This is a genomic window from Amycolatopsis sp. NPDC034160 (assembly GCF_055575355.1).
Genome location: NZ_JBVISU010000006.1, coordinates 274,877 through 292,131, shown reverse-complemented (window position 1 = coordinate 292,131; position 17,255 = coordinate 274,877). Strand labels below are relative to the sequence as shown.

Annotated in this window: 1 protein-coding gene (cut by a window edge); it reads right to left on the bottom strand. The window is 68.8% G+C overall.

What is annotated here, in order from left to right; translation table 11 throughout:
- On the bottom strand, window positions 1-17,255 hold the beginning of the coding sequence (locus tag ACZ54P_RS16325; protein WP_465462340.1) for a toxin glutamine deamidase domain-containing protein. The gene continues 25,051 nt to the left of window position 1, outside the view; 17,255 of the gene's 42,306 nt are visible here — the first part of the coding sequence; the start codon lies at window positions 17,253-17,255; its stop codon lies off the left edge, out of view.

The window sequence follows — 17,255 nt, the reverse complement described above, 5'->3', positions numbered from 1 at the left end:
ACCGGTACCGTCCGGGTACCCGCCGGGATCTCCATCCGGACGACGCGGCGCCCGCCGTGCAGCGCCGGATCCGCCTGTGCGGCGGCGAGCGCGTTGTCGTAGTCGCGTTTCGCCTTCCAGAACTTCGCCGCGGCGCGCCGTTCGAAGGCGGTCTCGGCGGCGGTGCCGACGGGATTCCTGGCGGCCACCGCCCGGGCCTTTCCCCTGGCCTCGGTCCATTGGCGGTCGCGCCGGGCCAGTTCGAGGACGCTGTTCTTGAGCGATAGGGGCAGCCGGTGGTTCTGGTCCTTGCGGCGGACGTGATAGCCCTTGTCGTAGTCGACGTCGGCCACCTGCGTGGTGCGCCGGGCGAGCGCGCCGGTCGAGACGGGTTCGGCCACCAGCCGGAACCGGGTCGGATAGGACCAGGTGGCGGTGATCGGATCGGCCGCGGCGGAAGGGCCCGGCTTCGGCAATGCCTTGCCGCCCGAGCTGTGGGCACCCTCGTGCTCGTGGCCGTCACCGACGGCGCCGTGGGTCTCGAACCCGAAGAACAAGGCCTGCATACTGCCGAAGACCTGCCGGCCCTCTTCGTAGGTGGTGTGCCCGGGAGCCTGGGGTACGCCCGCGCCGACGACCGGCAGGGTCGCGACCACCTGCGCGGTTTCGGTGCCGCCGCTGGACTCCTTCGTCCGCGTCGAATCCGTGTGCCCGTTCAGGGTGACCCGCCCGCTCACGTTCTCGAGGCTGCCGGGGCCGTCGACCATGGCGTGCAACGTCAGCTTCACGCCCAGTTCCGAGGGGAGGACCAGTTCGGTTCCGGTGGCGTCGTCGGTTTCCGGCAGGACGGCTTCGGAAGGCAGGGCCGAGGCGCTGCCCGCACCGAAATGAGACCGCGCCAAGGCGTTGAGCCGGCTCGGCGTGAGCTGTTCGCGGACCATCGCGAGAGTCCGCGAATCCAGCTCCTTCCCGGTCGCGGCCTCGAGGACGGTTTGGGCGGCGTCGCGCAGAGACTCGACTCGGCCGTCGAAATGGGTGATCCGGAAATCAGCGGGGTCGCCCGGAAATTTCGCCGCGCCGGACGGATGCCGCCACTTGTCGAGACTGTCCTTGGTGGCCTCGGTTTCCGGACGCCGGGTCACCGTGCCCTCGTGCGGAAGGTCGTCGCCGGTGCCCTGGTCTTCCACCGCGGACCGGGTGAGGACCGTGCGTTCGACGGAGATCTCGGCGAGGCGCTCGCCGTGCCGTTCGAAACGGATGTCGAAGGCCAGCTCGACGCTGCGCTCGGCCAAGGCTCCGCTGACCGACTCGGACTGCACCGACTCCGCGGTGCGGCTGTCGGAGCGGCTCCTGAACTGGTTCAGCCAGTCGAGGATGTGCCCGACGCCGTAGCCGAGCGTGGTGAGGGGCGCACCGTGCTTACCGGGGTCGCGCTGAGCCTCCTGGGCGGCCGATTCCGACTGGAACATCATGGCCGCGGCCGGGATGGTCATCAGTTCGACGAAGCTCCGCTTCGCGGTCCGGGTCGTCGCCGCCCACACGGACGCCACCGACGTCTTGGTGAGCTCGCCGTGCACCACACCGACGGGCTTCGGCTCGCTCTTCGGCCGGGCTTCGACGACGAGATCGTAGGTCTCCCCGCTGAGCTTGTTCTCCAGCCGCAGACCCGCGCTGACGCCACCATTGGCCAGATCGACCATCGAGGCCCGGAAGTCGGACAGGAATCGCACGATCGCGCGATGGTTGTCGTGGCCGGTGTCCGAGGCCGCGCTGTTCAGCAGCTGAGCGGCCTTCTCCTTGGTGATCGCGGCCTCCAGCCGCGCGTAGAGCCCGGCCGTGGTGCCCGTCCCATCCGCCGTGTCATACAGCCGATCCGTGAGATCCACCGGTTCGCTGACCCCGTCGGCCCAGTTCGAGCCGCCGAGGCGGTGGCCTTCGGGGACCTCGCCGACGTGACCGGCGGGCAGGGGGGCCGCCGGTGCGGGAGGCGCGAGGCCACCGCGGCGAGCGTCTTCGGCCGCCTGCTGGATCCGCACTTCGTGCAGTTGTTCGTCGGTCAGCAGGACCCGCGCGGCACGCGGCAACTCGGACCGGTACGCGGCCGTCTTGGGAGGCCGGGTCGCGCGGAAATGCCACCGGTCGAGAAGACCTCGCCTGGCCGTCTCCACCGAAACCGTCGTCTCCAGCGTGGCTTCGACCACGTGAACCCGGCGCGGCTCGAGGGCCTGCGAGCTCGTCGTCGACACCGACGTCTTGCGGCTCACCCGCTTGCTCATACTGGAGCGCCACAGGTTCAGTTCCGCGAGGATCGGTCCCGCTCCGCGCATGACCGTTCCGGGTGGATTCGCCACGCCCTCGCTGATGGCGAAGATCGCGGGTTCGAACTCGTTCGCGATCCCCCAGGCGCGACCCTTCTCCGACGAGGTCGAGGTCGAGGTCCCGGTTCCCTGTTTCGGCTGCTGCCAGAAGGTATCGAGCACTTCCGGGTCACGAAGGCGATAGGAGACCCCCACGGCCGCGGTGCGGGCGGCCTTGCGCCGCTTCCACCGCAAGCCGTCGATCCGCGTCGGACGGTTGAACACCCGTGGATCCGAACGTAGGGCCTCGACCGAGATCGCCTGTTCGATCAGCGCTGAGTTGTCGCCGTCCCGGTACTTCCAGATCGGGTCGCCGGACGCGCGCTTGAGCGTCCTCCTGACCCGTTTGCGTACCTGGTCGAGCCCGCTCACGGAAAGCACCTGGACGCCGTCGAGGACGCGGGAGGTTCCGGTTCGGAGATAGTCGGCCTGGTTCAGCGGCTTCGACGGCAGCCGAGTGCCCCCTGTCGCCGACACCGACCGCAAAGCGTTCCGCTCCGCCACCGTCAGCTCGAGCACTACGTCGGCGACGATCGTCCGGGGAGCGCGGCCGTCCGCGGCGGCCCGCGAGTCGACGATGGGCAGGTTGTGGTCCGCGGGAACACCCCTGCCCGGCTTGCCGATGGTGAGCCCCTGGGCGAGATCGTTGTACCGGGACCAGTACGAACCCGAAACCTTCAGTTCGACCTTCGCCGCGTAACGGTATTTCGGCTCCGGGACGACCGCGCCGGACTCGTCCAGTTCCGGGCCGACGCTCCCGCCGGTGACCGACTCCGTGTCCCGCGTCCGTCCGGTGGACGTGGTCCGGTCGAAGGACACCTTGTGCGTGCCGGTCATCATGACGGTGTGGCCGCCCAGCCTCCCGTAGATCCGTTCGCGAATCCCGCCACTGACGTTCCAGCCGCGGTTGACGGTGTCCCCGCCGCGCTCGGCGTCACTCAGCGCGATGGTGCCCGCGCCGCCCTTGACCGGCCCCAGCGGCTCCCCGAGTGGCGTCAGCAAGCGGGCGTCGATCTGGAATCCCGTGTGGTACTCGTGCCCCCGGCCCGGTTCGGGCGCCAGTTCCAGGAACTGAGACTGGTCGAAGAGCAGGTTCGGCAGCCGCCGGGCGAGGTTGTCCGCCGACACCGCCGCGTCGATGGCTTCCCAGCGTCCGAGCTGCCGTTCCAGCTTCCCGGTCAAACCCTTCTTGAGCTTCCGGTCGCCGAACGACGTCACCAGTCCCGCGTCCCGCCACGCCCAGCGCTTGTGCCCGGGGATCGACTTCGCCGAGTCACGCAGGATCGACTTCAGCCGGGCCGTGGCCTCCTCCAGTGGCAGCGGCGCCCCGACCGTGCCGGCACCCGGAGCGGGTCGGCCGGTGTTCTCGTCAGGCAGCAGACCTGCCTGACGGGCGTCGTCGAGCTGGGCCCATTGGGTTCCCTCCACGGCTTCGACGAACGTGAGCGGCGCCCGTCCGGGCACCCGCACCTGCAGGTCGTAGACGGTGCGGTAGCGGACCACGCTGTCCTGGTAGGACCGGGTAACCGCACGGCCCGACTCCTGGCCGTGCGTGGTGGTCCGACTCTTGCTGTACCCACCCCCGACGGCGGGACCGGCTCCCGCGGTGGCCAGGCCGTAGTCGAAACCCGGTCCGCCGGCCAGTGCCCCGCTGACGTCGCGGCCGGCCGTGCTCGACGCGGTCTTCGAGCTGGTTTCGGTCTCTTGCTCGCGGAACTCGGCGTCGTCGATCCTCTCCAGATACGCGACCTTGCGGGCGACGGCACGCATCTGCACCTTCCGCGACCGCGGCGAGACGAGCCGTTTGAGCGGATTCCCTCCGCGGACCAGGGCGTGCGAGGTGGTCCAGCCCGCCTCCGGGTCGGCATGCGGAGTCACCGCCATCTCCGCGAGGCTCGCGGTGATGGTGCCCGTGCCGAGGAATTCCCGCAGTACTTCATGCGAGTCCTTGTCCAGTTTGCCCAGGCGGGTGAGGACCTGCTCGAAGATCTTCCGCGGCGTTCCTTGCTTCAGGGTGACCGCTTCGGTGGCCGAAGGGGGCAAGGCGTCGGGCATCGGCACCGGGCGGCCTTCTTCACGCAGCCCTTCCGGCACGCTGAACTCCGCCGCGACCGGCTTGTGCAACGGGCTGTCGCCCGGGTGCTTGATGTTCAGCCGCAGGTCATCGCTTCGCGGATTCTCAGGCTCTACGATCACGGTCATCGGCACCTTGACCGAGCGTGTTCCCTGATAGCCGCTCGCGCCGTTTCCTGGCCGCTCCGGCAGTGAGACGCTGATCTGCTTGGAGCCGCCCAGATCCTGGCCGTGCCCGCGGACGGTGGAAACATCGGTCGGCAGCGAGAAGACCCCGGTGGCGAACAGGCCGGGCACCATCGGCGTGAAGAAGATCCAGGTGGTCTTCGGGTTCGTCTTCGTACCGGTACGCGCAGCCGTGCTCCCGGCTCCCCCACGGGTGACCGGTTTCGTCGTCCCGGTCCGGTCCGCCGTCGTCTGCCTCGGCCAGTGGAGTTCGTCGACCCGGATCCGGATGGGCCTGCCGCCCAGGGTGAACACGCGGCCCTCGCCGAAGAAGGAGCCCACGTCGTTGCCGAACGCGTGCTCGAGATCGGCGAGTTCCCTCGCGGTGGGCGGCTTCGAGGCGAACGAGCGGGCCGATGCGACGACCTGGTCGACCTCCTCGGTCCGGCTCAGCTGGGTGGTGAGGCCCGATGCCTTGGCTCGGCGGAAGTAGGCCGGTGTCGCCCGGGCGACTCCGGGCAGGGCAACGGTTTCCGTGCCCTGCGTGAGCTGCGGCCGGGTTTGCGCCACCAAGGGATCCTCGGTGGCGCGCGGTCCCAGGTCGTCCAGTTCGATGGACCCGGGAACCATATCCGGTGGCCGAATATCCATAGTGGACGATAATTGCCCGCTTCGGGAGCTCTCCCCGATACGCGCGACGGTGTCCCGGCCCGCCCCGCCGGGCAAGGTGCGCCGGGACCGCGGAGAGGTCCGCGAAGTGCCCAGTTTCACCGCGAGTTCCTGGGACAGCCCCCGGGCGTCCTCTTCGGACAAGCCGTTGGCCAGATATCCCGCGATGACGTCTTTTACCAAGCCGTTGACCGCGACGGCCTCCGCCTGCTCCGGAGCCGGACTTCCTTCCCATACCGGGACGTGGTGATACCGCGACACGATGCTCGTGGCCTGGGCCACATAGCGCTCGAATTCCTGCGCGGGCTTTTTTCCGAAGAGACTCCTGTTCAGGCCACCGTCGTTACGCAGCCACTCGAGCACACCGTCACGACCCGGTGGGATCGACGGGAGATCCTGCCCTGTCTCCATCGGACGATCCACCGTCTCACCGGGAGGCTGCTCGATGAAGGCAGGCAGTTTCTCGGGGTCGAAACCTATCGCCGTGAATAAATCGACATCGAGCTGCTCGTCGTCGTTCCACAGCCAATCCGCGTCATCACCGCCCCAGAAGTCACCGTCCGAGACGCCGGCCATCTCCTGCGACGGTGCTTCCGGAGCCTCGGGCAACTGGACCGGTTTTTTGGCTCGAATTTTCACCGCGTCGGACCACGTCGTAAGGATCTTGCGCGGGGCGCGCTGCCGGTCCAGAGCGTGCTCCGGCCCTTCGATGTCCAAGAAGAGCCACGGGCTCCAATCCCACGGCACCAGATCCTGCCGGAACGCGATATGGTTTTCGATGAACTGCCTGATCTGCTCATCCGACGCCTGAGGCAACGCGGCCCGGACCGCGGTGTTCACTTCGACCGCGATCAGGTCCCGTCCGGCCGCGGCCGACTGCGCCGCGGTGCGAAGATCGAGCACCAGCCGGACCCGCTGCCCAGGGTCGTTGTTGCCCCGCACCCGTTCGGCCAAGCCCTGCACCAGCCACCCCAACCAACGGCGCGATTGCTGCGGCAAGCCCGCGTAGCCGGGAAGGAAGACCGTCTGGAGACTCGTCGCGGCCCGATAACTATCCGCCGGCAGATACTTCGCCCGGTGCACCGTGATTTCGACTCTGGGCACGACGCCTATTCGCACATTGCTTTCCACCCAGTCGAAGGAGAACCGCTGCGCGTCCGCGTCGATACCCTTCTCCCGCAGCGCCGCCCGCACCCGGCTGTCCAGCAATTCGAACAATACGGGCCCGGCCGTCGCCCTCCGCTCCCGTGCGTCGGTCATCCGGATTCTGATCTGCAACGGTTCACGGCCGGACCGCTCCAAATACTCGCTATTCCGGGCGATATCCTCCAGGAGTTTCGCCAGCGAAGCCTCGTCGTCGGCAGACCACCACCGCGTATCGGTCACCGAAAGCTCGGCTCGCCAGCCTGCCACCGGCGGAGGATCGCTGATCCTCGTCACCTTCGCCGACCGAGGACCTTCCGTGACGACGGGCAACGGAATCACCTCGCCGGCCGGGACCTCCCTTGTCGTGGGCATCCGGGTCCAACCAAGCCCCGTCAAATCCGCGAACAGCACCGAATTCTTCCCCGTCGCCTCCTTCCGGAGCGCGATGTGCCCCGTGATGAAGGCCTCGACCGCCTCCGGGGAAGCCTCCGGCATCGCCGCCCGCACCGCCGCGTTCACCTCGGCCGTGACCCAGTCCGCGCGGCTGTCCATCATCGCCGCCGCGCTGCGCAGATCGAGCACCAGCCGACCGGGATCGTTGCTCTTGGCAACCCACCGAACCAGACTCGCCACCATCCATCGCAGCCGCCGTCGCTCGGCGTGCGGAAGTGCGTCCCTACGCGGCAGGAAGGAAAAGTCCAGTTTCCGCGCGCTCCAGTAATCCCGCACAGTCAGGTTCGGCGACTCGTGCACGGTGATCCAGACGTCGGCCGCAGCCAAGTTGCGCGCGCGGGATTCGTCGTGGTCGAAGTCGAGCAGCAGTTCCCCGGGGATACCTCCGGCCAGCACGGCGGAACGCAACTCACTGTCCAGCATCGTGAACACGGCGTCGCCGTGCGCCCTGAGCACTCTTTCCACGTGGGTGAAATGAAGCCTGACGTCCCACGGTTCCCGCCCCGGCACGAACTCGAACTCGCCGACGAGACGATCCACCAGGCTCACCAGGGATTCCCGGCTCGCCTCGGTCAATCGCGGCGGATCATACGACGACAGCACCCCGGTCCACTCGCCCACCACCTTGGCGGGCGCCCCGACGTCGGTCGTGGTGGCCTGCGTTCGCAAGGAAGGTCCGGTGACCACTGGCAATGGGACCAGCGACCCCGAAGCCCCGGACGGCTCGGGCAGGCCGAGAGATCCGGGCACATCGGTCACCTGCTCGCCCCACGGCAGCGACTTCTCGCGCTCCTCCGGACCCCGGTCCAGCTCGTCGTGCACCAGGCCTTCGATGGTCATCACCAGCGCCGGCCCCTCGGCCGAGATGTCGTGACGAGACTCGATGTTGGCCTCGATGAATTCGGTGACCTGTTCCTCCAAAGCCTGCGGCATCGCCGCCCAGACCGCGGCGGTCACCTGCGCCGTGACCATGGCCTCCCGCACGGAAACCGGGTCACCGGGCGCGGAAAGCAGAGTGAGGACCAGGCGAGGTCCCGCCGTCACGGCGCCGCTCTCCCGCACCCGCTGGACAAATCCCGCCAGCTGCCATCCCATCCGACGCCAGGAAGCCTGCGAGAACGCCACACTGTCCGGCAAGAAAGGCAGAGTCTGCACCCGCGCGGCCCGGTAGTACCGCACAGGCCGGTTCGGCGATCGACGTACCAGCACTTCGACACTGGGCGACTCGCCGTCGAGCAGGTCCCTGTCCAACCGGTCGAACCCGAACCGCACCGCGTCCGCGTCCACCCCCCGGTCCCGCAGCGCTGCCCGCAACCGGCCGTCCAGCGAGTCGAGGAGCGCGAGCCCGAACCGCGCTCGCCGCTCGGCGGTATCGGCCAGCCGGAACAGGATGTCCAAGGGCTCCCGCGTCTCCCGCTCCAGCATCTCGGTGTTCCGGGCGATCCGATCCACCAGGCCGACCAGCGAAGCCTCATCCACCCACGACCACCGCGGCGGGCCATTGACTTCCAGTTCGGCCCGCCACGAGGCCTCCACGTCTGCGGACACCCCGTCCGCTCCGGCAGGTTCACTCCGGACGACCTCGATCTCCGCTTCAGGGGCCTCCGCTTCACGGGCCTCTTGGGCCGCACGCGAAGCGATCCGCATCAACTGCGCCTGCTTTTGCCACTCTTTCCCCCGGGACGACGACACCACACCGTCCTTGACCACGTCCACCAAGACGGCGGGCTTCACTTTCTGCCGGATGTACGCGGTGATCTTGACGGACTCGTCCAGGATCCTGCGGGCCCGTTGAGCACCTTCGGGCCCTGGTAACTGCTTGTAGAAAGCGGCGAGGAGGAGTTCTCGTATTTCTTTCACCCCAAGGCCGGCACCACCCTCCCAGGTCTGCACCACTGCGACGGAAAGGGTCTCGTTCCCGCTCTGCGGCGCCTCGTGCCGACCGATGAATCCCGTCGCCAACCAGGTGATCCGCTTTCGGGCGGCTTCCGGCAGAATGACGAGTTTCGCCGTGAAGAACTCCGTCAAGGACGTCGCCGTCAGATAGTGGTTCATTCCCTGCTTCGGTGTCCAGTGTGAGGTGATCGCCACCGGCAGCGACTCTTTCCCCCTCTTTTTGTGGACTAGATAGGTGACGGGCAGTTCATTGAGAACAAGGTTTCGGGCCAGCGCCGCCCGCACCACCATTTCTGCGAGCCCGTCGTGTTCGGGCAAGCGAACTCCGGGAGTGATCTTGGTGAACGATTTCCAGACGTGCAAACGGACATCGTTGAGTTGGTGTCCCTCGTTAGCGCGTTCTTCGACCTCGGTCAGAAGTTTGTCAATGAACTCATCCAGCTTCTTTCGAGCGTCTTCGACGATCGTGAAGGGTTCTCCGGTCTCCAGCACTCCTTCCCATCTGTCGATTTCGACATCGGTACGGTGCCTGAGTCCAACGATCAGTGCCCTTGGCTGCGAATTCGTTGGCGTGTCTTCGACTTGCTCCGCCGCGGGCACGGAGTGGTCCGGCACTCGAGCGAGTTCGACCAGAGTGACGAAAAGACCGACATGTCTGTGGTTCTCCGTCCGGGTGACCCCCAAGACGACATGCCGGGCGATGAATTCCTCGACCTGTTCGGCCGAGTACTGTGGCCACGCCGCCCCTACCGCCGCGTGTATCTCGGCCGTCACTCCCGAGATCCGTCGTTCGGCCGCTCCGTCGCTGGTCACCAGATGCAACTCGAGACGCACCTGCTCGTGGGAATCGGCGTTGTCGTCCAGCCGTTCGGCCATGCCCTCCACCAGCAACCGCAGGCGGCGAACCTCAGCGGCGGACAACACGTGCTTTTGCCTCACGTCGACGAGCGACAGGTCCAGTTCACGCGCCGTCCGATAGCTCTGTTCAGTCCGGTTCGGCGAAGCATGCAAGGTGATGCCGAGTTCCTTGCCCTTGGGAGGTCGGTGCGTTTCGCGGTCGAAGGTGAGCTTCCATTTGTCGAGACCGTGAGTTACCTTTTCGGCCGCCGCGCGTAATTCGCTCTCCAGCCGCGACAATTCGGCATTCTCTGTTTCTGTCCAGCGGTCCGCCCGCCGGTAGGAGTGCAGCCGCGCGTCCGGCATCTCACGTCCCTGTTCGACCGCCTCCTTGACCGCGGCCGCGAACCGGTTCTTCAGTTCCTCCAGCGCCTTCGTGCTGTCTTCGGACAACGGGACCGTGGCGCGCCAGCCGTCCACCGCCACGACTTGATACGCCCGCCCCCGGCGCAACTCACCGTCGGCTTTCGGCAAGGCCGGATATCCGGCCGGGACATCGAGCGCCGGCTCCTCCTCACGGGCATCGTCGTGGTTTTCCTGAAGACCGTGCCTCGTCGGAAGGTCGTCGAACCAGTCCGGTAGCCAATCGAGTTCGTCGAATCCCGGGTCATCCATCGTGGCGATACGGGAGGATTCTCCCTCCTCGACGCGATCGCCGGTTCGCGCGCCGCCAGGCACAGCGGTCGAGTCCTGTGGTGAACTCCGTGAAGTGTTCAGCTTCTTCGCGAGTTCTCGGCTCAGTTCGTGCGCACCCGCTTCGGAGAGACCGTTGGCCAGATATCCCGCGACGATGTCCTTCACCGCGTTGTTCAGCCTGACCGCGTCCGCCTGGTGAGGCGCCGGGTTCTCGATCCACACCGGCACCCGGTGATACCGCGACACGATTTTCGTAGCCTGCTCGACGTAACGCTGGAGGTCCGGTGCGGGCCGTTTTCCGAAACTCTGCCGGGGCAGCCCGCCGTCGTTGTGCACCCACGCCAGCGCGCCCTCACGATCCGCCGGGATCGAAGGCCATTCCCGTTCCGTCTCCACCGAACGGGGCCCGACGTGGCCAGGGACGAAGGCTTGGCTGAAGGCTTCATTGAGGCCGTCGACGATCGAATCGAGCCGCGTCCGCCGATCTTCCGGTGTCGCCGCGGACGGCGATGCCTGGGCGACGCGGAAATCGGCGAGGAATTCCTCGTTCAGCCGCTCGGCCACCGGCGCCGGCACCACTACGTCGGGGTGAGCGGCGCGCCAGGCGTCGAGCACTTCGGTGAAGGTCCGCTGCGCGGCGGTCAACGCTTCGGCGAGCGCGGCGGGAGCGTCCGGCGGGCGGGTGCCGGGTTCGGCGCCGGGTTCTGTGAGCCGGTTTTCGGGGCCCGTGGGCGGCGCGTTGGGCAGGGCGGTGTTCTGGTCGACGGTGGGGTGCCCGGAGTCGGCCTGGAGCCCCTCGACCAGGTCACGCAGGCCTTGCTGCGCGGCGGCGATGGCACGGGTGTCGCCATCGGCGATCGCGTCGGTGTACTTGACGATCGCCAGCTGCACGTCCGGGTTCTGCGACAGCTGGAACAACTCGTCCTTGGGCGAGGAGTAATACACCACTTCCCCGCCGCCGCCGGAACGTCCGGCGCGGTTCTGGGCCTGGACGTCGATGTCGCGTGAGAGCTCCGAATGCGCGGTGATCCGCACCACCAGATCTCCGGCGGCCTTCGCCTCCTTCGTGGTGGTGATGTCCACGCCCCGCGCACCCTGCATGTTGATCACCAGGACCTTGCCCTGTGCGCCGGCGGCGTCGATGACCCGCTTGAACTCATCGTCGAAGTCAGCGCCCTTTTCGAGCTGCCACTTGGCGTCGATCGCCTCATGCGCGACACCGAGTTCGCCCAGCATGTCCGACACCATCGCGACCTGATCGTTCCGGGTCGCCAGGATCAGCTGCGGCTGACGGGTGCCGCCGGGGCCCTGCATCGCGTGGACGTCGTGCGCCAGCTGCCGCAGCTTCGCGGTCTCGTCGGCGGCCACCACGTCATCGGAGATCTTCAGTCGCGACTCGTAGTACCGGGGGATGTCCTGCACCACCGACGACATCCCCTGCTCCGCGAACTTCGCCCCATGCCCGTTCGCTGTCCCCGATGCCCCGGTCTTCTGCCCGTACTCCTTCTTCGCCAGCAACTCGTGGGCCGTCACCATCTTATTCCCGGCGGAGTCACTGCGGACCTCCAGGCCATGGTGGAACTCCACCGCCTGCGCCAGCCCGCCGTTCCAGCGGCTCTCCGAACTGGTCGCCGGATTGAACAGCACGTTGTGCGTCGTCTGATCGATGATGTAGATCTTGCCGTCGTGCAGTACGTAGTGCACGTTCTCCCGGTATTCCCAGCGGGCGGCGGCGGCCATGTTCACCCTGGTCACCTCTTCCATCGACAAGGTCCGCCCCAGCAGCAGCTCGACCTTTTCCAGACCGGTTTCGGTCAGCCGGGCCTGACCGCCCGCCTGCCCTTCCCGCCGCCCGAAATCGGCCTCCGTCAGCCAGCCGCTCTCCATCCCGTCCCGCACCAGGTCGTGCGCCGCCCGCACCTGATCGAGCACCTCCGGTGACGCCACGCCCTGGACCCCGTCACTCAGGATGTACTGCGCGTTCGAATACACGAGCGCCTCGTCGATCTCGTCGATGCTCACCGTCAGCAGTATCGGATCTTCCTTCGCCTGCTGACCCGGCAACGTGTCATGCCGCAGATAGGTGAACCCGACATCTTCGGCGGTGCCCAGATACACCGTCGGACGCCCCTCCCGCGGTGCCGGCGGCGGATTGTCCTGGTTCAGCCGGTGCACGTCGACGCCCAGTTTCTCCAGCAGCCCCAGATACACCGGCATCTCGCGATCCGCGAGGATCCCCCGGGTCGTGGTCACCTGAACCCCGTCCACCCCTTCCCGCATCGCGTTCACCGCCGCGTGCGCGAAGAACAACCACGACTTGCCCTCCCCCGCGGCCATGTTGACCACCTTGCCCTCGCCGAAGGCGTGCACGGCCGAGACCTGGGTCCACCGCAACGCGATCCCTTTTTCGCGCCGGACCAACTCGAACATCGCGGCGAAGGCGTCCGCCTCCGGACCCCTGCCGTACAGCTCCCTCAGCTCCGGCTCCGACAACTCGGTCAACCGGCGGTGCCGCGGAACCTCCGGGCCCGACCGCGCCGCGATGTCCCACAACGTCCTGGCCGCGTCCGGCGCCTTGTTCGCGCTCGCCAGCCACCCCTCGTAGGCCACCACGTCCGTCGCGTGCTGCACCCACCCGCCGTCGCCGTCCGGCACGAACACCCTCGGCTGGGCCAACCAGCTCCCATCGCCGTCCTTCAGCTGCCGGTACGCCACCACCTTCTCGGCACCGTGGTGATCGATCACCCGCTCACTCTCCGGCGGCAACGTCACCTTCGAACCGTCGGCGAGGGTCACCGGCCCGGCTTCCCGCACCTCGGCCGCGGTCATCTTCTGCGCCCGCACCTCTCCGGCGGCCGACCGCGGCGGCGACCACTGGCCGTCCAAGCCTCGCTCGACACTCAGCCCGTCCGCCAGCTCCACATACCGCGCCTCGCCACCCGAGTCGAACACGGCTCGCGCGTCCCGCGGCACCACCACCGGCCCCTCGGCGCCCTGCACCACCCCCGGGCCTTCCGCCCGGTACCAGCCGTCCTCGCCGCGCAACCATGACGTCCCCAACGCCGACAACCGGCCCGGCCACACCAACGTCCCTGAAGGACCCGCGACCACCTCAGGTTGCTTCGGATCCGTTCGCGGCGGCGCCTGCCGTGCCTCGGCCGCGGTGTCCCGGATCGCGTGGTCGATCCCCTCGAGATCCGTCGCGTCCAGGCGTGTGCTCCGCCCGTCGGCGGCGCCGCCGAGCCGCCCCGGTGCCGGCGTCTCCCCCTCCGCGCCGATCAACCGCAACAGTTTCCCCACCGCCGCGTCGGTGTCCCCGACCCGCCAGGACAGCTGCCCGCGCTCCGCCGTCGTGCCCACCTCGACCGGAAGCGACCGGGAACCGTCCCGCTCCCAGCCCGGACGCGGTGGCGCCTCCGCCGTCTTCGCGTCGATCCTCACGTGCAACTGATCCCCGTCCGGGAACCGGTGCCTGCCATTGACGCGCTCGTCCAGCACCCGCTGAATGTCGCGGGCCAAGGCCCGGCGCGCTTTCGCGTCCACCCCACCCGGTTTCGACACCAGTTCCACCGGCACCGACAACTCGCGCACCCACCGCCCCGGCGCCACCTCACCCCGCCGCACATCGAACCGGAGCTGTGCGATGCCGGGTTCCTTGTCCGCCGCGGTCGAGAGATCCCGGCGCTCGCCCCGATGCCGCGTCGGCGGAACCGACTCCCGCACCGAGCCCCAGTCCGCGGTGGTGACGAACTCCGTCACCGGACCGTCCGGACGTCCGTCCTGAGTGGACCTCGTCACTTGCTCCGACCGGGTCGATCCCAGCTGTGCCGCCAGAAGCGCTCCCTGCGCCTCCGCGAGGCCGACGCCCGAATCCGCCCGCGGCCGGTCTTCGCCCGTTCTACCACCGGGACGGTTTTCCGGCGTTCCCACGACCTGGGGCAGTTCGCCGGGAGGCCGCAGACCACGCTGCGCCGCGACCGACTCCCCGCCGGGCCGGGCACTCTCGCCCGAAGGACGCGGTCCGTCACTCTTCGGCGGTTGTGCCGCGGGCGCCGCTTCCGTCCGGGTGGGCTGTGGCCCATCGCCGCCACCCTTCGGCGGCTGCGCCGCGGGACCGGCCTCCGTCCGAGCGGGCTGACCCCCACCGGCAGAAGACTCACCACGCAAGAACTGCTGCGCCGCCGACCCGCCACGACCCTCGGCATCACGCCCCGGCGTCCGGTCCACACCAGACCCCTGCCCGGAAGCCGGCCGCGCGGCTTCGTTCGTCCCCGGCTGGGTCCCGGCGGCATCCGCGCGCCCGGCCTGACCCGACCCCGCCTGACCCGAGACAGGCGACGGCCGGGCGGGGTCGACCACGACGGGCTGACCGGCATCGGACCGCACGCGATCGTCCACCTTGCCGGGAGCCGGTTGGTCCACTGTGGACTGGTCCTTGGCAGGTCCGGTGCCCTCGGCGTTCGATGCCCCCGGCTGCGGCGGGCCATCGGCCTTCGGCGTGCCCGGCTGGGCCGGGGAATCGGCCTTCGGAGCGGACGGCTGGTTCGTGCCTTCGGCTGGGCGCCCCACCTGCGGCTGTCCCCCGGACAGGCTGGTCTCCCCGGCCTTCGACGTTCCCGGCTGCGCCGGACCACCGGCCGTCGTCGCAGGCGCCTGGCTCGCCGCAGGCTGCCCGGCCGCGGCAGGACGTCCATTCTCGCCCGCACCCGGCTGACCGGCAGTTCCCGTACCCGACTGCGCCGGACCACCGGCCGTCGTCGCGGGCCCCTGGCTCGCCGCAGGCTGCCCGGCCGCGGCAGGACGCCCATTCTCCCCCGCACCCGGCTGACCGGCAGTTCCCGTACCCGACTGCGCCGGACCACCAGCCGCCGTCGCAGGCGCCTGGCTCGCCGCAGGCTGGCCCACCTGGTTCTGCGCCCCGATACCCGGCTGCGCCGGACCACTGGCCGTGGTCGCGGACGACCGGCTCGCCGCGGGCTGCTCCGCCGCAGGCCTCTCGGCCGCACCCACCGGACCCTGCGTTCCCGTACCCGGCTGAACCGATGTCCCGGCGCCCTGCTGCAGGGATCCACCGGCCGTGCTCGTAGACGGCTGCGCCGTGGACGGCTGCCCCACGATCGATCCCCGGCCATTCTCGCCCGCGCCCGGCTGACCGGAGGTTCCCGTACCCGGCTGCGCCGGACCACCGGCCGTCGTCGCGGGCGGCTGAACCGACGAAGGTTGAGAGGGCGTTCCGGTCGCCGCTGTGGCCTGGGCACCGGCGCTGACCGACTGCCCGTTAGTGTTCGACGTGGGCCTGCCTGCCGACTCCGACGTGGACTGCCCGCCCCCGGCCCCCTGCTGGCCGCCGATGGTGGCCGGGCGACCATCACCACTCGCCGAAACCTGGCCATTGCCCGTACCCGCCGCCGGCTGCGCCGAACTGGACGACACCGGGCCACCGGTGGCCGAGGACGCCGGGCTGCCCGCCGCGCCGGTCACCTGCTGTCCCGACGAGACCACCCCACCGGCCGAGTCGGCGCCCGGCAAGCCGGTGGCGATGGCAGGGCTGGTAGTGAACAACTGCCCGACCGGGCTTCCACCGCTGCTGGTGACCGGCTGCCGCACGACACCGGGCGGCCCGTCGGTCCCGGCCTGAGTTCCCGAAGCCTGCGTGCTCCCGGTCCCGGTGACCGGCGCTGGCGCGCCAACGGTTCCCGTGCCCTGACTCTGCCCACCCAGCGACTCGGTGACCGGAACGACCGGAGCCGCCACCTCCCCCGCCCCCTGCGGAATCACCAGCGTCGGCTGATCACCCCTCTTCTCATCCGCACCCGCAACCCCACGCTCCCCTGAATACGGCGGTGGCTCGTCAACCTCCACATAGGACGGCGGCCGCGACGACCCCGGACTCTCCACCCCCGGCTTCTCCACCCCCGGCTTCTCCGACCCATCCGGTGCGGGCTTCTCCGGCGCATCCGGCAAATCCAGGTCGAGATCCTTGGCATCGATCGTCATCCCGCCGTCGCCATCCGCGCCATCCGGCATCCGAGGGCGGCCGAACCCGGACAAGGCTCCCAGCGCTCCACCCCAGAACGCCTCGGGATTGTTCAACGCCGCGTTGATGATCGGCGTACTCCACAACACCGATGCGACCTGGCCACCCGCATAACCCAGCTGTCCCCAGATCACCATCCCCCGCGGGATCTTCTTCCCCAGTTCCCTCGCCGCCGACTGCGCCGAATGCACGAACACCCGCGCGCCACCCGTCATGACCCCGGACGCCGCGCCACCGATGGCGCCACCCACCGCCGCCTGCCACACCGCCGTGCCGTCGATCTCATCCCGCTGGCCGTTGTTCAGCTGGCCCACCTGGGTGAAATAGTCCATCGACGTCATCAGGCCCGCACCCACCGCCGCGGACGCCCCCACATCGATCGCCGCCTGCTGAACGAACGGCGTGATGCGCACCAGAGCCTGTTTCAGCCCCTCCACCGTCAATTTTTCCAACCCCAGCGTCGCCAGCTTCGCCAGCAACTGTTGGAGGATCATTCGCATAGTCAGCTGCGTCGCGGCCTTGACCGCCGGGATCATCCACGAGAAAATCAGTGTGGCCGCCAGAAACGCGATCTGCGCCACCGCGAATACCGCGGCCGCGATCAACAGGATCTGCGCCTTCTCGACATTCGCCGCGGCGGTCCTCGTCGTCTTCGACAGCTCCTTCGAATACGCCGCCAACTGTTCCAACGCCTTCGCGATGGTCCCGCGCAGGTACTCCGCCATCGCCTGCGCGTACTCGCCGTCCATCGACCGATCCAGGTCGGCCGCCCGCGTCCGCACGCTCTTGGCGAAATCTTCGGCCACCGGACCGAAATCCGACCACGCCTGCGACATCGCCCGCATACTCCGGACGTTGCCCTCAGGCCACTCCATGCCCACCATGACCTTCAGGAAATTCTGCAGGGCTTTGGGCGGCTTCGCGGGCCCATCACCGGACTCGAACAC